General features: G+C 41.3%; 21 protein-coding genes. 9 read left to right on the top strand and 12 right to left on the bottom strand.

All coding sequences use genetic code 11. The features are described 5' to 3' along the window. Positions 1-294: 294 nt before the first annotated feature. Positions 295-498 (bottom strand): hypothetical protein, encoded by a 204-nt coding sequence (locus ACWIUD_RS09115; RefSeq protein ID WP_454148623.1) that lies wholly within the window; start codon positions 496-498, stop codon positions 295-297. Then, the gene (locus ACWIUD_RS09110) at positions 467-637 is read right to left on the bottom strand and encodes a hypothetical protein (RefSeq protein ID WP_454148622.1); all 171 of its coding nucleotides are present in this window, start codon (positions 635-637) and stop codon (positions 467-469) included. The genes ACWIUD_RS09115 and ACWIUD_RS09110 overlap by 32 nt, the downstream gene beginning before the upstream one ends. Between ACWIUD_RS09110 and ACWIUD_RS09105 the strand changes: the two genes are divergently transcribed. From ACWIUD_RS09105 to ACWIUD_RS09090, 4 genes are all read left to right on the top strand, one after another. Next, positions 625-921, top strand: a complete 297-nt coding sequence (locus ACWIUD_RS09105; protein ID WP_454148621.1) for a hypothetical protein — start codon at positions 625-627, stop codon at positions 919-921. The genes ACWIUD_RS09110 and ACWIUD_RS09105 overlap by 13 nt on opposite strands. A gap of 4 nt (positions 922-925) precedes the next feature. Then, positions 926-1945 (top strand): sensor histidine kinase, encoded by a 1020-nt coding sequence (locus ACWIUD_RS09100; RefSeq protein ID WP_454148620.1) that lies wholly within the window; start codon positions 926-928, stop codon positions 1943-1945. A gap of 138 nt (positions 1946-2083) precedes the next feature. Beyond that, positions 2084-3241, top strand: a complete 1158-nt coding sequence (gene metK, locus ACWIUD_RS09095; protein WP_454148619.1) for a methionine adenosyltransferase — start codon at positions 2084-2086, stop codon at positions 3239-3241. 307 nt (positions 3242-3548) lie between these two features. After that, positions 3549-4073: a hypothetical protein gene (locus ACWIUD_RS09090; protein WP_454148618.1), complete on the top strand. Its 525-nt coding sequence runs from the start codon at positions 3549-3551 to the stop codon at positions 4071-4073. A 103-nt stretch (positions 4074-4176) separates the two neighbouring features. Here the strand turns inward: ACWIUD_RS09090 and fliY are convergent, their stop codons facing one another. From fliY to aroQ, 9 genes are read right to left on the bottom strand one after another with little or no spacing between them, the layout of a single operon-like run. Next, positions 4177-5019: a flagellar motor switch protein FliY gene (fliY, locus tag ACWIUD_RS09085; RefSeq protein ID WP_454148617.1), complete on the bottom strand. Its 843-nt coding sequence runs from the start codon at positions 5017-5019 to the stop codon at positions 4177-4179. Positions 5020-5021: 2 nt separating this feature from the next. Then, positions 5022-6089, bottom strand: coding sequence for a flagellar motor switch protein FliM (fliM, locus tag ACWIUD_RS09080; RefSeq protein ID WP_454148616.1), 1068 nt, complete (start codon positions 6087-6089; stop codon positions 5022-5024). Beyond that, entirely contained in the window at positions 6082-6783 is a 702-nt protein-coding gene (locus tag ACWIUD_RS09075) for an RNA polymerase sigma factor FliA (protein WP_454148615.1), read from the bottom strand. The genes fliM and ACWIUD_RS09075 overlap by 8 nt, the downstream gene beginning before the upstream one ends. 1 nt (position 6784) lies before the next feature. After that, the gene (locus ACWIUD_RS09070; protein WP_454148614.1) at positions 6785-7102 is read right to left on the bottom strand and encodes a hypothetical protein; all 318 of its coding nucleotides are present in this window, start codon (positions 7100-7102) and stop codon (positions 6785-6787) included. 12 nt (positions 7103-7114) lie between these two features. Further along, complete coding sequence (locus ACWIUD_RS09065) at positions 7115-7309, bottom strand: hypothetical protein (RefSeq protein WP_454148613.1); 195 nt, start codon at positions 7307-7309, stop codon at positions 7115-7117. Then, positions 7260-8162 carry a P-loop NTPase gene (locus tag ACWIUD_RS09060; protein ID WP_454148612.1) on the bottom strand — a complete coding sequence of 301 codons (903 nt, stop codon included), beginning with the start codon at positions 8160-8162 and terminating at the stop codon, positions 7260-7262. Before ACWIUD_RS09060 ends, ACWIUD_RS09065 begins: the two co-directional genes overlap by 50 nt. After that, entirely contained in the window at positions 8159-9556 is a 1398-nt protein-coding gene (flhF, locus tag ACWIUD_RS09055) for a flagellar biosynthesis protein FlhF (protein ID WP_454136697.1), read from the bottom strand. Before flhF ends, ACWIUD_RS09060 begins: the two co-directional genes overlap by 4 nt. After that, positions 9557-10195 carry a 2-amino-4-hydroxy-6-hydroxymethyldihydropteridine diphosphokinase gene (gene folK / locus ACWIUD_RS09050; protein ID WP_454148611.1) on the bottom strand — a complete coding sequence of 213 codons (639 nt, stop codon included), beginning with the start codon at positions 10193-10195 and terminating at the stop codon, positions 9557-9559. A 30-nt stretch (positions 10196-10225) separates the two neighbouring features. After that, on the bottom strand, positions 10226-10696 hold the full coding sequence (aroQ, locus tag ACWIUD_RS09045; RefSeq protein WP_454136698.1) for a type II 3-dehydroquinate dehydratase: 471 nt from the start codon (positions 10694-10696) through the stop codon (positions 10226-10228). Positions 10697-10925: 229 nt separating this feature from the next. Between aroQ and ACWIUD_RS09040 the strand changes: the two genes are divergently transcribed. The 5 genes from ACWIUD_RS09040 (at position 10926) to ACWIUD_RS09020 (ending at position 16531) form a co-directional block, all read left to right on the top strand. Next, positions 10926-12872 carry a TonB-dependent receptor domain-containing protein gene (locus ACWIUD_RS09040; protein WP_454148610.1) on the top strand — a complete coding sequence of 649 codons (1947 nt, stop codon included), beginning with the start codon at positions 10926-10928 and terminating at the stop codon, positions 12870-12872. A 23-nt stretch (positions 12873-12895) separates the two neighbouring features. Continuing rightward, entirely contained in the window at positions 12896-13879 is a 984-nt protein-coding gene (locus tag ACWIUD_RS09035; RefSeq protein ID WP_454148609.1) for an ABC transporter substrate-binding protein, read from the top strand. A 66-nt stretch (positions 13880-13945) separates the two neighbouring features. Then, positions 13946-14743, top strand: a complete 798-nt coding sequence (locus ACWIUD_RS09030; protein ID WP_454136701.1) for an ABC transporter permease — start codon at positions 13946-13948, stop codon at positions 14741-14743. 2 nt (positions 14744-14745) lie between these two features. Beyond that, the gene (locus ACWIUD_RS09025) at positions 14746-15432 is read left to right on the top strand and encodes an ATP-binding cassette domain-containing protein (protein WP_454148608.1); all 687 of its coding nucleotides are present in this window, start codon (positions 14746-14748) and stop codon (positions 15430-15432) included. Beyond that, positions 15425-16531, top strand: coding sequence for an NnrS family protein (locus ACWIUD_RS09020; protein WP_454148607.1), 1107 nt, complete (start codon positions 15425-15427; stop codon positions 16529-16531). Before ACWIUD_RS09025 ends, ACWIUD_RS09020 begins: the two co-directional genes overlap by 8 nt. A 203-nt stretch (positions 16532-16734) precedes the next feature. Here the strand turns inward: ACWIUD_RS09020 and ACWIUD_RS09015 are convergent, their stop codons facing one another. Beyond that, positions 16735-18381 carry a lactate permease LctP family transporter gene (locus ACWIUD_RS09015; protein WP_454136704.1) on the bottom strand — a complete coding sequence of 549 codons (1647 nt, stop codon included), beginning with the start codon at positions 18379-18381 and terminating at the stop codon, positions 16735-16737. Positions 18382-18478: the final 97 nt, after the last annotated feature.

The raw sequence follows: 18478 nt of genomic DNA, 5'->3' as shown, positions 1-18478 counted from the left end.
CAAAACATTCCAAAGTTTGTAAATCCACATTTAGATTCTGCGTTTTTCCTCTTTTTATCGCAGAATCTGCAATGTTTATGATTTTCGCGCACTAGATTCTGCGTTTTATAAAATTTGCAAAATCTCGCCAAATTTCGCAGAATCTAAAAAGAGATTCTTCGCTCATTTCATTCGCCAAGAATGACAATTTGGAGGGCAATTATGCAAATCAAATAAAAAATGCAGAATCTTAAATAATATAGATTGCCACGAAGTCGCCCAAAGTGCGACTTCTCGCAATGACGAAAAAATGCGCTAGATTCTGCGCTTCGTGTGAGATTCTGCGAATCGCACGAAAATCGCAGAATCTAAAATAAAAAATCCAAATTTCGCAGAATCTGCCACCAAATATAACCCACCCCCTAACCCCCCTCCGCAAGGGAGGGGGAAGTTTGTTTGCAGAATCTCGCCACGAAAAACGCAGAATCTAACTCCAAATTTCGCAGAATCTAACTCCAAATTTTCGCAGAATCTCGTCCCCAAGCGAAATATTATACGGAATATTTTTTGCTACCTTTGCCTTTAAATTCACGAAATTTTTAAAATTCACACGATTTTTTAAATTCACAAAATTTGGAGCGACAAATGCAAATTTCATCAAATTCACTTCACACACGCGCATTTTACACGCAAGAAATCCCGCAGATAAACTCCGCAGATGACGCCAAATTAAAAGAGCAAACGGACGCATTTGAGGCGTTAATCTTAAAATTTATGCTAGATTCTGCGCTAAAAATGGATAATCCGCTCTATCCCAAAGAAGCAGGCAGCGCGATTTATGAGTCAATGTATAAAGATAGCATTGCAAATGCGGTGAGCGGGGACTTTGGATATAGCAACTTGCTTTTTTCGTATTTGAAAGATTTGCAAAAAGGCAAATAGCGCGATGGAGACGCTAGATGAGGTCTTAAAGCAAATCATTAGCGAGTATAGCACGAGCAGCGAGCGAGATTCTGCGCTACGGATTTTGGAGGCGATTATCGAGCAGATAAATATCGCCGAGCGCGAGTATAGCGAGCAAATCGCGATTTATAATCTCATATTAGAGGCGATTCCTACGCCCATTTGGGTGCTAAATGCCGATGGCACTTTTTTTTATCATAACTCGCACGCAAGGGCACTGCACAGCATTTTAGAGATTTGCCCGAGTGATTTTAGCGAATGTGAAGTGCTGTTTGAAAATGAAAACTATTTGATGCACAAAACCACCAAAAACGCCAAAACCATCATCACCGCCACAAATATCACAAATGAAAAGCAAAAAGAGCGACTTGCCTCGATGGGGCAGATTTCCGCGCACCTAGCGCACGAGATACGAAACCCCGTAGGCGCGATAAATCTAATGATTTCAAGTCTGCTAAATGAAAATTTTGACGCCAAAAGCAAACTTTGCTTATTGCAGATGAAACGGGCGATTTGGCAGGTGGAGCGACTAATCCGCGCGACTTTGATGATTAGCAAGGGTGTAAAATCCACAAAGTGCGTGCATTCAAGCGATATAATCCGCCAAAGCGTGGAGGGCGCGATAAAATACATTGATTATGGCAAAAAAATCGACTTTTTTTACGATATTCGCGCAGAATCTATCGTCTGCGATGGCGAACTGCTGAATGTTTTAGTGCAGAATCTAATCTCAAATGCCATCGATGTGATTGAGGATAGCGAAATCGCAGAATCTGGCATTATAAAAGTGGAGTTTTTCGCGCAGGGAGCGCAGATTCTGCGGATTTATGATAATGGCGATGAGGCGAGTGATTTGGCAAATTTATTTATCCCCTTCAAAAGCACAAAAAGCAAGGGAAATGGACTTGGACTAGCACTTTGCAAAGAGATTGCAAATGCGCATAATGGCGAGATTTCATACCACAAAACGCCAAAATATTTTGAAGTAAAATTTGAGTTATAATCTACAAAAATCGCAGAATCTACTCGCAGAATCTAATATTTTTTATCGAAAAATCTTAAAAACATAATGTAATTTTAAGTTTTTGTGCTACAATTTCGCCCATATTTTTTTTAAAATTTCAAATACGAGGTGAATTTAATGAAATCTTTTCTCTTTACAAGCGAATCCGTAACCGAAGGACACCCAGACAAAATGGCTGACCAAATCAGCGATGCAGTGCTAGACTACATAATCGCGCGCGATAAAAGTGCGCGTGTGGCGTGTGAAACGCTACTTAGCAATGGCTTTTGCGTCATCGCTGGCGAGCTAAAGACGAGCATTTACGCGCCTATGCAAGACATCGCGCGCGAAGTAGTGCAAGACATCGGCTACACAGACGCGCTATATGGCTTTGACTACAAGTCCTGCGCGGTGCTAAATGGCATAGGTGAGCAAAGCCCTGACATCAATCAAGGCGTAGATAGAGAAGATGGCGAAATCGGTGCAGGCGACCAAGGGCTTATGTTTGGCTATGCGTGCAGGGAGACGCCTAGCCTTATGCCACTGCCTATTTGGCTCTCTCATCGCTTGACAGAGGGCTTAGCAGCCAAGCGCAAAGACGGCACTTTGCCATTTTTGCGCCCTGATGGCAAATCCCAAGTAACCGTGCGCTATGAAAATGGCGTTCCAAAGGCGATTGATACGATTGTAATCTCTACACAACATAGCCCAGAAACAGCGCAAAGCCACCTAAAAGACGCCGTGATAGCAGAAATCGTCCAAAAAGTCCTACCAAAGGAATATCTAAGCGATAATATCCGCTACTTTGTCAATCCCACAGGCAAATTTGTCATCGGCGGACCGCAGGGTGATGCGGGGCTCACAGGGCGCAAAATCATCGTGGATACTTACGGCGGGAGCTGTCCGCACGGAGGCGGTGCGTTTAGTGGTAAAGACCCTAGCAAAGTCGATAGAAGCGCGGCGTATGCGGCTCGCTATGTGGCGAAAAATCTCGTGGCAAGTGGCGTGTGCGACAAAGCGGTGGTGCAGCTAGCCTACGCTATCGGCGTGGTAGAGCCTGTATCGATTTTGGTAGATACGCAAGGCACGGGCAAAGTGGAAGATTCTGTGCTGACTGAATGCGTGAAAAACACCTTTCGCCTAACGCCAAAAGGCATAATCGAATCGCTTGACTTGCTCCGCCCAATCTATCGCAAAACCGCAGCGTATGGACACTTTGGACGCGAACTAAGCGAATTTAGCTGGGAAAAAACAGACAAAATCGAAGCGATAAGGGATTTTTGTAAGGTTAAGTGATAGGCAGAATCTGATAAATTTGTCATTGCAAGACTTGTTTGCAAGCCCTGCATTTGCGAAGCAAAATCGTGGCAATCTATAATTAGATTCTGCGAATCGCAGAATCTCGCACGAAAATCTCGCAGAATCTCACAATAACGAAATATAACGCAGAATCTAAACTATTTTTTACACATTTTTACGCAAAATATTACAAATCTACACATAATCTTAACTTTTCTTGTAAAATTTTCCATTTTTAAGCAAACTTTAAGGGGGGGGGGCGTAGAGTGTCGCTTTTATAAATTTCACTTCAAAGGATTTTAAAATGGCAAGAAAGAATTTTGGCAAGGTTTTAGTGGCGATTTTGCTTTGTGGTGCGCTATTTTCACAGGCGAATGCAAAAGAGTGGCACACGACAAAAGAGCAAAAAACGGGCGGATTTGTCGGTGCGGAGTTAGGATTTGCGCCGGGGTGGAGCATTGGCGCGGTTGGCGGATATCAATGGTATTTTTTGGATAAACCATATTTTCATTTAGGACTTCGCTTGGTGGGGCATTTGGACTATTCGGGATATGCTTTTGGTGGCGCTAGTGCGCATTTGGTAGGCATTGGCGTTGCGCCACATTTCGTTTGGGACTTTTTGAATATCGATTCGCATACGCTTGGTTGGCATATCGCCCCTGTGGGTGTGAATTTGAACTTTCTTATTGGAAACACTCTTTCATTCTCGCCGGGATATGAGTTTAATTTAGGGTTGCATTATTTTTACGATATCCATCATCAAGTGGATTTCAGCTTCCGCTATGGACTTGGCGGGTGGATAAGCTTGGGATATACTTATAAATTTTAGCGATTTTATCTGCAAATGCGCTAGATTCTGCGATTTTCGTAGAATCTAATGCAAAAAATTCAAATCAAATCTCGCAGAATCCCGCAAGGAACGGCAAGTCGCCCTACCCTTTTAACTGCTCCAATCGCTCTTTTTTTGTGCCGATTTCGGTGATTTGGACGCCAAAGTTGCCATCGATTATCACAACTTCGCCTTTTGCGATGACTTTATCATCGACTAAAATATCAAGCGGGTCGTTTGCAAGTTGATTTAGCTCAATCACGCTACCAATATCCATCGAAATGACATCTTTTAAAAGCATTTTCTTTTGTCCGATTCGCACTCGCACTTGCATTTTGACATCAAGCAGCATTGCGATATTTCGCGATTGCGCACTACCTAAAATCGCAGAATCTCCGCTATTTGCCAAATCTTTTGGCGGTTTTGGGGTAGATTCTGCTTTGCCAAGTATCGCATTTTCAAGCTCGCTATTAAATAAAATCACAAAGTTTGAGTGCAACTGCGCGAGATTGAAGGCAAATTCGCACCCTTTTTCAAATCCGCCAAAACGCATATTGCCTTGCAAAATCTCGGCATTTGTGACTTTAAAATCAAGCGGTGGGAGCGACTTTTGCGCTTTGAGTGCGGTGGAGAGTGCGCTAAAAATATTTGCCACAATCTCTTTTGTCGCGTCCAAATCATCATTTGATACTTGAATATCGCCAATCGCAGAATCTACCATCTCTCCGCCAAGCATTAAGTCCGCTAACGCCACGCACAGCGCATTTGGCGCGATGAAAAGTAGCTTTTGGCTATTTGCTTCAAGGGTGATTTTGGCAAAGGGTGGCGTAATATTTAGCGATGAAATCCCGCCGACTACGCCTTCGCCAATATCCGCCCTGCGCCCTGTGAGCCCTTCAATCGTTGAGATACACTCGCCCTTAATAAGATTCAAAAAATCCGTCATTTTCACACTTCCTCTTCATCTGCGCGGAGATTTTCTACGCGGTGTTTGCGGTTGTTTTCTAACATTTCTAGCACTTCTTTGACTTTGTCTTTTTCGGTTTCTATTATATCTTTTATTTTTATAGTTTTTCTATATCGTTGCAATCCAATTTCTGCGATATATTTGTCTCTCTCATCGATATTTACGATAATGGTATCATCTGCCACGCGGTCTAGGCGAATCGTATCGCCTACTTGCAATTCTAACACTTCCTCCAAACTCAAACGCGCAGAGCCAAGCATTGCCGATACATTGACTAATGCGCCACCGATTAGCACTTGCAATTCTTTGTTGCGGGATTTTTTGGAGTTTGTCTCGCTAAGCATTAAATCTCTGCTTGCAAGGCGTGATAGCACCGATTCAAGCGAAATCACAGGATAGCAAATATTCATCATTCCGCTACTATGCCCGATTGTGATTTCCATAACAACCATAATGACAATTTCATTTTGCGCTACGATTTGAATAACGCTAGGCGAACTCTCTTTTGCATCAACAGCAGGGTAAATCTCTGTAATCGAACTCCACGCTTCTTTTAGATTGCTCATCACATAGCGCAAAATCGTATCAATTAAGCTCAACTCAATGTCGCTAAATTCTCTATTGACTTCATAAGGCTCACCATTGCCACCCAAAAGCCTATCAATCATAGGGAAGGCAATGCTAGGGTTTATCTCCAAAACGCCACTGCCATCTAATGGGCGCATAGAGAAAATATTAAAACTTGTCGGGCTTGGCAAACTCATTAAAAATTCGCCATAAGTCATTTGGTCGACAGAGTGAAGCTGAATCTCCACGATAGAGCGCATAATCGCCGAAATCTGCGAACTAAGATTCCGCGCCATCTTATCGTGAATCCCACGAAACGCACGAAGTTGCTCTTTGCTAACGCGATTTGGGCGTTTAAAGTCATAAAGCGTTACTTGCTTTTTATGTAAAATCTCATTTGTAAAATCCCTCTCATCCTTGCTATCATCCTCCACAACTTCAAGTAGGGCGTCAATTTCCTCTTGGCTTAAAATATCAGCCATCGATATCCCCTAAACGATTGCGGATTTTTTTAATCACTTCTTTGTGGATTTGCGAAATGCGTGAGCTTGTAATATGCAGAATCTCGCTAATCTCGCCCAAAGATAATTCATCAAAATAATACATTTGGATTATCATCTGCTCTCTTTTGCCTAGTGTGCTTAAAATATTTTGGATTATGCCAACTAATTCATCTTTTTGGACATTTTCGACTACATTATCCGCAATTATGGCATTATACTGCTCATCGATTGGGATTACGCTGTAAATATCAGAGGCGATTCGCGCCTCTTTGATTTTTTTGACATCTTCGCCCAAAACTTCGGCTAAATATTCATCGGTGGGCTCTTCTTCATTTTCGTTGAAATATTTGGAGACTTCTTTGTCTATGGATTTGATTAGTTTGCGTGATGAACGAGAGACTATGTCTAATTCGCGTAAATAATCTAACATTGAGCCATAAACGCGCATTTTTGCATAGCCCCAAAAGCTGTCATTTATGGAGCTATCATATCGCCTTGCTAATTTTATCATTTCCTCCGTGCCAATTGATATTAAGTCATTTATGTCAATAGAGCTTGGCAATCGCTCACGCAATCGAAACGCCATCGCGCGGAGTGCAGGCATATATTGAAGCATTAGGAAATCTTGTGAATGTTTTAGCTCGGCGGTGTATTTTTCAATGTTATTTTGCATTTTAATCCTCATTTATCGCGCTTAAATTATGCTTTAAATATTTGCGAATATTTCGTGCTTCACTCTCGCGCCTATCGAATTCATTTGTATAAAAATCCAATCGCGAGTCCAAAATCTTAATGTTGATTTTTTTACTCTCATAATCCGTAAATTTCATATAAAAGCTCACCACCAAAAGCGCGATTAGATAAATCACAATGGTGCAAATCAGCGTCCAAAGGACGATTAGTTCAGGGGCACTAAATTTTATCACCGAAATAATTAACCCGATGAAAAATCCCACCACCACGCTAAAACTAATATAATTATCCGCTTTCAAATCCATCCCTTTTTAGATTTTGCCACTAGATTCTGCGATTGCGCTAGATTCTGCGATTTTACACAAAATTCGCAGAATCGCAGAATCTAAAAATCTCGCTTTTTGGCGCAAATTCGCAGAATCTGCCCACTGCAAGGCGCAAATTCGCAGAATCTCGCTAAAATCGATACAGCAAATTTCGCAAAAATCTACTAAATCTATTTTCATTTAAAAGCATATTTTGTTCCGCTAGATTCTGCGATATGTTTTGCAAAAGATTCTGCGCGATGGTTTGAATACTCGCACTTGGCGGAGACTGCGGGAACACTTTGGCAAAGAGTTTGCGAGCGCGATTGCACTGCGTGATTAAATCGCTTGTTTGAATGCGCCCTAGCATTTCTAACTCCAAATGCGGGATATTCGCCCCCGCCACGCTTTGAATGCGCCCAAAAATATTGTCCGCTTCTTTTAGCGATTTCGCGCTATTTATAATCACAAAAATTTTCTTTTTGTGCTTTGAGGCGACTTTGATTGAGGCGTAAGAATCCGTCATAGACGAAGGGTCGGGCTGCGTTATCACAATCAAATGTTCGCTAATCTCTAAAAATCTCTGCACCCCCTCATTTATCCCCGCGCCCGTATCAAGCAGTAAAAAATCCAAATCATTTAGCACTTCGCTTTGCAAATTCTCCACAATGCTTTCATTGTAATCAAAAATCTCTTCGCCCGTGTGCCCGGGGATTAGCAATAAATTATGCTTGATTTGGATGATGATATCATCTAACTTCGCCCTGCCCTGCAAAACATCAAGCAGATTTTTTTCGACTTTTACACCAAAAATCACATCTAAATTCGCTAACCCAATATCCGCGTCAAAAACGCCGACTTTATATCCCATCTCGCAAAGTGTGTATGCTAAATTCGCGCTGATTGTGGATTTCCCCACGCCACCCTTGCCCGAAGTTATGGCGATAATTTGCAGGCGATTCGCAGAATCTAGCGGAGATTCTGCGATTTTCGTGCGAGATTCTGCGTTTTGCGCTAATAGTCTATCTAATCCTGCTGCTTGATTTTCTATCATCGTATAATCGCGTCACGAGCGGGTTTTTGAAAGCCATTTATTATGCAGTCTGCCAAATAGTCATTTTTCGCCACCATAATATCATCCGGCACACCCTGCCCGAAAGTTAGGTAACTAAGCGGTTTTTTCGTGTCGTAAATGAGCGAAAAAATATTGCCAAAGCCCTTGCTCTCATCTAGCTTCGTCCAAATGATTGTATCGATATTTAGAATGCTAAATGCCCCATAAATATCGCGCAAATCCTCAAACTTCGTATTTGCCGATAGCACCAAATTCACATCAATGCCATATCCATTACTCGCAAAACGGCGCAAAATATCTAACTTTTGCTTGTCATTTTGCGAACTTCCAAGCGTATCAATCAAAATGTAATCGCAGTATTTCAAATCATCCAAACTCCGCTCAAACTCCGCCGTATCGCTTACTTTGTCGATTGACACCTTTAATCTCTTCGCATAAAATGCAAGCTGCTCAAACGCGCCAATGCGATAGCAATCAAGCGTAATCAACCCGACTTTATATTTATGCTTAATGCTGTAATGTGTGGCGAGTTTGGCAATGGTAGTCGTTTTACCCACGCCTGTGGGACCTACGAGCATTACAATGCGCTTTTTTTTCATATCGATATTTTCCGTGCGACAAGGGATGAGTTTGCGAAGCACCTCGCGGAAAAATCGCTTTATTGTGGTGGAGTTTTCCCGCATTGAAAGGGGCATATTTTCTTGTGAGAGCTGCATTAGCTCTTCTAAATGCTCATTTTTCATACCGCTATTTTTGCAAATGCGATAAATCTCTGCAAACTCTTGCGGGACGGCATTTGCATTTGCTCGCACGCCCACATCATTCCAAAACATACTTTGCAAAAGCTTCATTTTGTCATCTAACTTTTCGATGGATGATTTAATGTATTTCAGCTCTTTTAGCTCATTTGCGCTCATTTTGGCAATCATCTCGCGCGTTTTGAAAACGGGATTATACGCAGAATCTGCCTTGTTTTCGGTAGATTCTGCGGTAGATTCTGCGATTTGTCGAGGTTTTAGGGGCGAATTTGGCTGAATAATATTGCTAATTTCCTTTACCGCGCTTGAAATTTTGGCATTTATCTCCATCTCGCGGGCAAGCTTCTCACTGCGCCTTTTTTCTAACTCTTTTTGCGCGATTTTATCAAGGCGATTTTGAATGCTATTTTGCGTAGAATCTGTCGCAGATTCTGCGATTTCCTTTGGTTTTTCATCGACTATGACAATCTCATACAATCCATTTTCCAAAAGCGTCTTTTTTTTCAGCTCACGCGAATTTACGACAATCGCGTCATCGCCGTGCTTTTGCTTGACTAGCTCCATCGCTTCCTTGTAAGTGGGCGCGGTGTAGGTGAAAAGTTGCACATCTTGCATTTAGAACCCTTTGTAATTTGCTTGATAAAATAGCGGGATTAGCACACTAGCGCGATTTTGCCACTGCGTGTGCGGGATATTTAGCTTTGTGCTTCGCATAAAAATATCATTAAAGAAAATTATGTCAATATCAAGTGTGCGCGGGGCGTTTTTAAAGGCGCGAATCCGCCCACGCCCGTAATTTCGCTCCATATAAAAGATAAACGCATAAAACTCCATTAGGCACATACTTGTCGCAAGTAGCATTGTGGCATTGTAAAAAAATGGCTGATTTGCGTAGCCAAAGGGCGGATTTTTGTAAATGGGCGAAGTTTGCAAAATGTGAATTTTTGCGTTTTGCGTGAGTTTGTGAAAAAATGCCCTAAAAGTGCGGAGCGGATTTTTTAGATTCGCCCCAAGTGCGATGATTGTGGTGTTTGGGAGTGTTTTAGCGGGTTTTTTTATTGCGCGATTGGTTTCTGTCTTTGCCATTGTGCTATCGCTTTTTTTTGCCATTCTATCGTTTTCTTTTGTCATTCTGAGCGAAGCGAAGCGAAGCGAAGAATCTCTATGAGATATTTCGCTTCGCTCAATATGACAAATCGAAAATGGATAAAAATTATCGCAAATTAGCTTTGATTCACTCTTTGATTCACTCATAAATCCACCCTAGATTCTGCGATTTGCTCGCTATTTTTTGGCTTCATTTTGCTTTTTTAGTTGCGTGATTTCTGTGATGATTTGCATAACGGAGAGTAGCCCGATATGGTAGCCAAATGGTCCAAATCCAGCGATAACTCCCGCACACATCGCGCCTGTGAGCGATTTTTTGCGAAAATCCTCTCGCGCCAAAATGTTGCTTAAATGCACCTCAACGACAGGAATCCCCACAAGCGCGATTGCATCAGCGATTGCAATAGAAGTGTGCGAATACGCCGCAGGATTGATTAGAATGCCCTCCGCCGTGCCGATACACTCTTGAATCTTATCTACAATCTCGCCCTCAAAATTGCTTTGAAAAAACTCGATTTCAAAGTTATTTTGCTTTGCAAGTGCCTCCATATTGGCGTGAATCTGCTCTAATTTCATATCGCCATAAAGTCGCGGGTCGCGGTGTCCTAGCATATTTAGATTTGGTCCTTGAATGACTACGATTTTCATAAATGTCCTTTTTTGCAAAAAATAATTTGCGATTATAGCGAATTTTCATTTTAAAAAGCGAAATTTGGTGGAAAAATTATACAAAGCCATATTTTTCCGCACCACAAAGCATTTCACAAAATTTTCGCAAAAAATTTTTAAAAATTAACATAAGTTAATGTTTTTTGTAAAAAAATATGGATAGAATTTCGCTTTTATTTTAAAAACGATTATTACAAAGGATTTCAATATGAGACAGAAAAATATATTTTCAATACCGATTTTAAGCGCATTTTGCGCCGTTTATGGCAATTTGATGGCAGATGATTTGGCAAGTCCAAATCAAGTCAAACCTTTGGTGCAATTCTCACCTCCGCCACTTATAACGCCGCAAAACGCGCTTTCATCAAAGCTAGAAAATCAGTTTGATAACTCGCAACGCAATTTTTATCATAGCGTTACAAACACGCTAGATAACGCGATGAATCCATTTCATTTTGCAAGTGGATTTTTTGGACGCTCAAATTACACAAGCCTTTTGGCAAAATTCCGCGATTCGCAAGTCTATGGCAATTTGGTGGCGCATTATTCTTACGCAAATCCCTACACAGATGGCTATGGGGACAAAGTGGATTTTGGATACAAGCGCAAGGGCGCAAGTGTGGTTTTGGGTGCAGTGCCAAATGCGTTTAATGAGCTAAAAGCGACATTTATCTATGATAATATCGCCGATGATAAACAGCCACATTATCAAATGGACCCTGTGGATACCACGCGATTCGTGGGGAAAATCGATTATCGTTTGGGCAAAGATGATTTAAGCAATACGATGAATTTAGGCGCGTTTTATCGCAATGTCTCGCGCAGGGCAAATAACTTTGACTTACGAAAAAATAACGGCACAGCGCGAATGAAAATGGAAGTTGATAGGCATATATTTGATTTTAGCGCGATTTATGATTATAAAGGTGGCGAATCTAGCGTTGATTCAAATGCCAAAGGTGAATCCAAAAGTGGCGAATCCAAATTTTTGCATAATTCATTTGGGTTAATCTACACGCTAGATAGCCACACTGCAAAGCGATTCGCCTCTCAAAATTATGGCGCGTTTAATCACAATGGCTACCGAATCCCAAATGCCTTTGTAAATCAAATTAGCGCGTTTGATACGCTGACTTTGACGCCTGATTCGCTTAATAAAATTGCACTTGGGATTCACTATGATTATAACATTGCGGATTTAAAGGACAAAAATGTCGTAGTCGGCACACAAAATGGCAACAACGGGCAAATCACCGCAAATAATATGTGGTTTGCGCATTATGGTAAGCGTGTGGATGGGTTGATTCAATCCCACGCTGTGAGTGCGAGTTTCAACTATGACATAATGCCAAGCGATTCGCAACTTTACACGATAAATATTTCTACATTAGAGCGAATCCCAAGCAATGATGAGCGATTCGTGGCGGTGAATCCGCCCGGACAAAATGCTCACGCCCAAGCGTGGGTTAGCAATCCATTTCTAAAACCAGAGCGGCGCAATCGAGCGAAATTAAGCGCGGAAATCGCAAGTGATTCATATATCAATTATATGGAATCGCGCTTTGATGAAAATGCCTTTAAATTTGGATTTAGCGTTGTGGCGGATTATGCGAATCGCTTTATAATCTATGATAGATTCACAAATGCTCCCGCTTCGCAAACAGGCTACAATCAGCACATAATTTCGCGCAATGTCGATGCGTTTTTGTTAAGTGCGAATGCAAATTTTGCGTATAATTTTTTGGGACTTTTTGGCATAAAGCTAAATCTTTGGTATGCCTATGGGCAAAATCTAAGCGACAAAAGGGCGTTATATCAGATTCGCCCATTTGAAGCGCAGTTAAATTTTGACTATGAGGATTACGCGCCTTTTGGAAAATACAATATTGGCGCAGGATTTCGTGGCGTGGCAAAGCAAAATAGATATGATACTATTTTAGGCGTTGATACGCCAAAAAGTGGATTTGTCGTGCTTGATTTATACGCTGGATTTAGCATAATGGATAAGCTAGGGATTCGACTTGGCGTAGATAATGTGTTGGATAAGGGATATAGCGAATTTATAAGTGCATCGCACGTGGAATCGCTAAGCCCTACTAGTATTGTAAATGCGCCGGGGCGGACATTTTATATAAGTATCCACGGCAATTTTTAAATTTTTAAATGAAAGGATAAAAAATGACAGCAATAAATAGACGAGAATTTTTGGGTAAAAGCGGAAAATTAGGATTGGCGACAATGGCGAGTTTGGCAATGCCAAATCTTGCATTTGGGGCTGAATCGCTAACGATTTGGGGCGCACCTGCGCTAATTGCATTAAGTCTTGCGGTAGTTACGCACAGAGGCGAAGCGCGAAAGCAAAAAGATTTAAAGCTGAAAATTTGGAATAGCGTAGATGCGCTTCGTGTGGGCTTTGCAAGTGGTGATTGGGTGTTAAGTGCCGCGCCTTCAAATGTCGGCATAAATTTAGCAAATCAAGGCTTTGATGTAAAATTGCTAAATGTGCTAACAAGCGGACTAAACTACATTTTTACACGCGATGAGGGCATAAAAAATCTAAAAGATTTGGAGGGCAAAAAAATCATCGTGCCTTTTAAAAATGACATTCCAGACATCGTGCTAACCGCGCTTTGCAAGAAAATGGGCGTTGATATGAGTAAGATTCATATAACTTACGCGGCAAATCCACCACAAGCAGCGCAACTTTTCATCGCCAAAGATGAATTTGACGCTGTTTTATCCCAAGAGCCACTTGCGTCTGCGCTAACGCTAATGGCAAAGAAAAATGGCATTAGCGTTTATAGGCAGATTTCTATACAAGAGCAGTGGTTTCAAGCATTTGGGTTAAAGATTCCACAAGCGGGGTTGATTGTAAATGGTGCGTTTTATGAAGCAAATAAGGCGTTTTTTGAATCGTTGCATAGCGATTTGCAAAATGCTGTGAAATGGATAGATTCAAACAAAGACAGCGCGGCAAAATTAGGTGCAAAATATCTCCCAGCACCCGAAGCAGCGATAAAACTATCCATTCCTTATGCCAATATGGTTGCACTAAAAGCAAGTGAAGTGGCAGATGATTTGATGAAATTTTATGAAATCATTTTTGAGCTAAATCCGCAGTTTTTGGGCGGAAAAATGCCTGTTAAAAGTTTCTTTTTGTGATTTTTAAACGCATTTTAGATTCGACACACATTGTGTGAATCTATCACATTTTAATGGAGCGAATCTATGATTTTAGAGGACGGAGTAAAATTAAAAAGAGGCATTTTGCCAAATCTAAGTGAGCATTTTTTTGGCGCGTTTAACACGCTTGGGATTATTTGCTTTTTTATGGGTTTGTGGGAGTTTGTAGCGCATTTCACAAATCCTATCATTTTGCCAAGTGCGCTTGAATCTTTGATTCGCGCATATCATTTGATATTTAGCGAAAATAGTGAATTGCTTTTGAGTTTGCAAAGGGCGTTAAGCTCAATCCTTGCGGGATTTTTGTGTGGTGTCATTTTGGGCGCAGTGGCGGCAAATTTCAAAAGTTTCGCGCTTTTTATCAAACCAATCGTAGATATTTTGCAAGGAATCGCGCCCATTGTGTGGGTAGTTTTGGCATTATTTTGGTTTGGCGTGGGGAATTTAAGTGTTGTTTTTACTTGTTTTATCACAATTTTGCCTTTAAGTTTTGGGGCGAGTTTTGTAAGCGTGATGAAGTTAGATTCGCGCCTTAGCGAAGTTTGCAAAGCGTATAATTTTGGTTTATTTAAACGCTTTAAAGTTTTTTATCTGCCTTCAACTATGCCATTTTTACTAAGCAATTTAAGCGTAGTCTTTGCAATGGGGATAAAAATCATCATAATGGCAGAGCTTTTAGGCGCAAGTAATGGTGTAGGTGCAAAAATCAACGATGCGCGAAATTTCCTTGACACCACGCAAATTTTAGCATTTGTTTTGATATTAGTCGCGCTAATTTTGCTCTTTGAATCGCTTGTCATAAAATCGCTAAAAATCACTTTGCTTCCGTGGTTGGAGAAATAATTATGCTGACAATTCAAAATTTGCGCTACCAAATCGCACAAAGCGACATTATTAAGGATTTTAATTTGCATTTGCCAAAGGGCAAAATTTTCACACTTTTTGGCGCAAGTGGCTGTGGCAAATCTACGCTACTTCGTTGTGTGGCTGGGATTTTGGAGAGTGAGAGTGGCATTATAGATTCAGCAAAAAATGCGTTTGTTTTCCAAGAGCATTCATTGTTTGAAAATCTAAACGCACTTGAAAATGTCGCGGTTGTGATGGATTCGCCAGATTATGCGTGGATTTTGGAGCAATTTGCGCTGTTATTTTTAAGCAAAAAAGACGCGCTAAAATATCCAAGCGAATTAAGTGGCGGAATGAGAGCGCGAGTGGCATTTGTCCGTGCTTTGGCATATAATGCGCCTTTATTGTTGCTAGATGAGCCGTTTTCGGGGCTTGATTCGCAGGTAAAAAGGATTTTGATAGAAAAATTGCTTGATAGAGTGCAAAATCACAATCACTCTGCCTTGCTTGTAACCCACGATGCGCTTGAATCTTGCCTTATTAGCGATGAAATTTATTTTTTAAAGCCACGATTTATGGAGGTTGAAAAAGTCATTCATTTGGGCGTAGCGCAGAATTTGCGTAATGAAAATTTTATCAACGAGACATTAAAAACACATTTCAACAATAGGATTTACTTTGAGTAATTTTTTTGCATATCCATTGCGGATTTTTTTCCTAAATAGCGCGGTTTTTGCCATTATCGCAAGTGTGGTTTTGGCATTTAATTTGGGTGATTTTGTGGCGTTGCATAAATTTATATTTTTGCAGAGTTTTTTGGGCGCAGCATTTGCTGGATTTTTGCTAACTGCGCTTCCTATTTGGTGTGAAATAGAAGTCAATAGAAAGCCTTTTAGTATAGTTTCGTTTGTGATTTTGTGGATTGCGTTTTTGGGCTGTGCGTTTATAGATGAATCGCTTGGCTATGCGATAATGAGCGCGTTTTGGTTTGTGCTATTTTTAGTCGCGCTTTGGTGGATTATAAAGGCAAAAAACACGGCGAATCTTATTTTAATATTTGCTCTTTTGGGGCTTTTTGCATTAAGTGTGGTACAAATTTTTATGCGTGAAACGCGATTCACTTATGCGTTTATCCATCTTTGCGCCCTTGCCACGCTAATAGTTAGCTTTCGCGTAAGCCTTGTGCTAGGCAATGAAGCCATAAAATCACTGCCAAATAGCGATTCGCTAATGTTTATCCCAAATGTTGCTTTGAAAAACATCTCTTGCTTTTTGGTTTTCGCGCTAATTATAGCAACTCTATGGGACAAAAGCGCGAATCTAAACGCATTTTTATCGCTTGGCGTGGGATTTAGCCTTATGTCGCGCTTATCACAATGGCATTATCGCATTTTTTTTACTACACATTACACGCTCATACTTTACGCGCTATTTTTAGGATTTAGCGCAAGTTATATCGCGCTTGGCATAGCGTATTTTGCAAATGCTTATATTAGCCCTACTATGCACTTTTTAAATATTTTTGTGATATTGGGATTTGTGCTATTTATTTTCAATGTCGCTTCACTGCGCCATACGGCTAATCAAATCTTTATTTTTTCACTTTTGACGCGCATTAGTTTTGTCGCGCTGTTTTTATCGGCGATTTCGCGTGGGATTTTGATGAATTTTGCAGGGATTTCTTATATCACAATCCCTGCGATTCTTGTGGCGTTTGCCTTTGTGTATTTTATCGCTAAATTTTTAGGCATTTATAAAAACAATGATTTTAAAGCAGATGATTAAAAGCAGATTCAGCAAATTCAAGGGATTCTTAAATCATCGCACGCGATTTTCTAGCCCTTTGATTGCCTTGATTTGAAGTAGATTCTGCGATTCGCAAGAAATTCGCAGAATCTAGCACTTTGGGGGCGATTTCAAAATCCCCATTTCAAAATCCCCCAAAAGTTTATAAGAAATTACTTTGCAACTATTTATTTCGCAACTATTTATTTCGCTACTTGCACCACATCAGGGATAATGCCCGGCAACATAAAGGCGATGATTGCCGTCCAAATGCCGATGATTATGGCAAATGCGACTGAATATTTAAATGTGAATTTAAATAGCTCACTCTCGCGCCCTACAAGCCCCACCGCCGCACACGCAATCGCGATGCTTTGTGGGCTTATCATTTTGCCTACAACGCCACCTACTGAGTTTGCCGCCAAAAATAACGCTTCTTTCACGCCAAGCGCGTTTGCCGTGACTTGTTGCAATGGACCAAAGAGCAAGTTCGCGCTTGTGTCGCTCCCCGTTAAGAAAACGCCAATCCACCCGATAATCGGGCTAAAAAACGCAAACGCACTGCCTGTCTCCGCAAATGCAGTCCCTAGTGTCCCGCTCATACCGCTATTTTTCGCAATAAAGGCAAACGCCACGACAAGCCCGATAGTGATACAAGGAATCGCCATTTCTTTAAGCGTATCGCCAAGTGCCTCTTCTACGATATTTGATTTGATACGCAAAAATACAATCGTAAGCAACGCCGCCACCAAAATCGCAGTCCCCGCTTGAAGCCCGATGAAGCTAATATCAAGCGACAGCCCCATCGCCTTGCCCGTGCTATCTACGATATTATTGCCAATATTTGAAAATACAAGCTGAACCTTGCTGTAATCTAACGCCGCCCCTTTTGCAAACAACGCCTTAAACCACGGCTGCGTCCAAATCACAATGCAGATGATTAGCAAGATAAAAGGCAGCCACGCCTTAAACACCACGCCAATGCTTAATTGCTTATGCGATGAGAAGTCTTTGACATCATCAAGGCGGAATACATTTTTAACCTTCCAAAATTTTAAAAATATCGTGGTGCAGGCAAGTGAAACCACCGCCGAAACGATATCAGGCAGCTCTGCGCCAAGAAAGTTTGAGCTTAAAAACTGCGTAGCGGTAAAGCTAACTGCCGCCACCAAAATCGCAGGGAAAGTCTCTTTCACGCCCTTAATGCCATCCATCAAAAATACGATAAAAAACGGCACAGTTAAGCTCAAAGGCACGAGCATTCGCCCTACCATTGCGGAAACTTCGTGTTGCTCTACGCCTACTAAATTTGCCATCGCAATAATTGGTATCCCAACCGCACCAAACGCCACAGGCGCGGTATTTGCGATTAGACAAAGTCCCGCTGCATAAAGTGGTTTTAGCCCTAGCCCCACTAGCAACGCCGCAGTAATTGCCACAGGTCCGCCAAATCCTATCGCCCCCTCTAAAAACGAGCCAAAGCAAAATCCAATCAAAATCACTTGGATTCTGTGGTCGGGCGTGATTGTCATCACACTTTCTTTTATCACCTCAAAACTGCCACTTTTGATAGACAGCTTGTAAAGGAAAATCGCCGCGATGATAATCCACGCAATAGGCCACATACCATTTGCAAAGCCCTGCACGAAGCTCGCCCCGATTAGCGAAAAAGGCATTTTATACGCAAAAAGTGCCACCAAAGTCGCCACAATCACCGTCATAAATCCAGCGATATAACCCTTCATCTTTAACACAAGTAAGCACAGCAAAAAGCATAAAATAGGGATAAACGCCACCACCGCACTTAAAAAAATATTACCCAATGGGTCAAAATTCTGCACAAAAGTCATAAAAACCTCCAAGTATTTTTTGCCTAAAAAGCACATAATTCTTACTAAATCCAAGTTAAAACACTCTTAATATTTGCCACAATATTTTGCAAATGTG

Source organism: Helicobacter sp. 23-1044 (genome assembly GCF_053654695.1).
Note: the sequence above shows the minus strand (reverse complement) of the source record. Positions and strands in the feature narration are given on the sequence as shown.

Excerpts from the sequence above, each read along its gene's own strand:
- ACWIUD_RS09105 (WP_454148621.1), top strand. The coding sequence starts at position 625 with ATGCAAATTTCATCAAATTCACTTCACACACGCGCATTTTACACGCAA.
- ACWIUD_RS09110 (WP_454148622.1), bottom strand. The coding sequence starts at position 637 with ATGAAATTTGCATTTGTCGCTCCAAATTTTGTGAATTTAAAAAATCGT.
- ACWIUD_RS09100 (WP_454148620.1), top strand. The coding sequence starts at position 926 with ATGGAGACGCTAGATGAGGTCTTAAAGCAAATCATTAGCGAGTATAGC.
- metK (WP_454148619.1), top strand. The coding sequence starts at position 2,084 with ATGAAATCTTTTCTCTTTACAAGCGAATCCGTAACCGAAGGACACCCA.
- ACWIUD_RS09090 (WP_454148618.1), top strand. The coding sequence starts at position 3,549 with ATGGCAAGAAAGAATTTTGGCAAGGTTTTAGTGGCGATTTTGCTTTGT.
- fliY (WP_454148617.1), bottom strand. The coding sequence starts at position 5,019 with ATGACGGATTTTTTGAATCTTATTAAGGGCGAGTGTATCTCAACGATT.
- fliM (WP_454148616.1), bottom strand. The coding sequence starts at position 6,089 with ATGGCTGATATTTTAAGCCAAGAGGAAATTGACGCCCTACTTGAAGTT.
- ACWIUD_RS09075 (WP_454148615.1), bottom strand. The coding sequence starts at position 6,783 with ATGCAAAATAACATTGAAAAATACACCGCCGAGCTAAAACATTCACAA.
- ACWIUD_RS09065 (WP_454148613.1), bottom strand. The coding sequence starts at position 7,309 with ATGAAAATAGATTTAGTAGATTTTTGCGAAATTTGCTGTATCGATTTT.
- ACWIUD_RS09060 (WP_454148612.1), bottom strand. The coding sequence starts at position 8,162 with ATGATAGAAAATCAAGCAGCAGGATTAGATAGACTATTAGCGCAAAAC.
- flhF (WP_454136697.1), bottom strand. The coding sequence starts at position 9,556 with ATGCAAGATGTGCAACTTTTCACCTACACCGCGCCCACTTACAAGGAA.
- folK (WP_454148611.1), bottom strand. The coding sequence starts at position 10,195 with ATGAGTGAATCAAAGAGTGAATCAAAGCTAATTTGCGATAATTTTTAT.
- aroQ (WP_454136698.1), bottom strand. The coding sequence starts at position 10,696 with ATGAAAATCGTAGTCATTCAAGGACCAAATCTAAATATGCTAGGACAC.
- ACWIUD_RS09040 (WP_454148610.1), top strand. The coding sequence starts at position 10,926 with ATGAGACAGAAAAATATATTTTCAATACCGATTTTAAGCGCATTTTGC.
- ACWIUD_RS09035 (WP_454148609.1), top strand. The coding sequence starts at position 12,896 with ATGACAGCAATAAATAGACGAGAATTTTTGGGTAAAAGCGGAAAATTA.
- ACWIUD_RS09030 (WP_454136701.1), top strand. The coding sequence starts at position 13,946 with ATGATTTTAGAGGACGGAGTAAAATTAAAAAGAGGCATTTTGCCAAAT.
- ACWIUD_RS09025 (WP_454148608.1), top strand. The coding sequence starts at position 14,746 with ATGCTGACAATTCAAAATTTGCGCTACCAAATCGCACAAAGCGACATT.
- ACWIUD_RS09015 (WP_454136704.1), bottom strand. The coding sequence starts at position 18,381 with ATGACTTTTGTGCAGAATTTTGACCCATTGGGTAATATTTTTTTAAGT.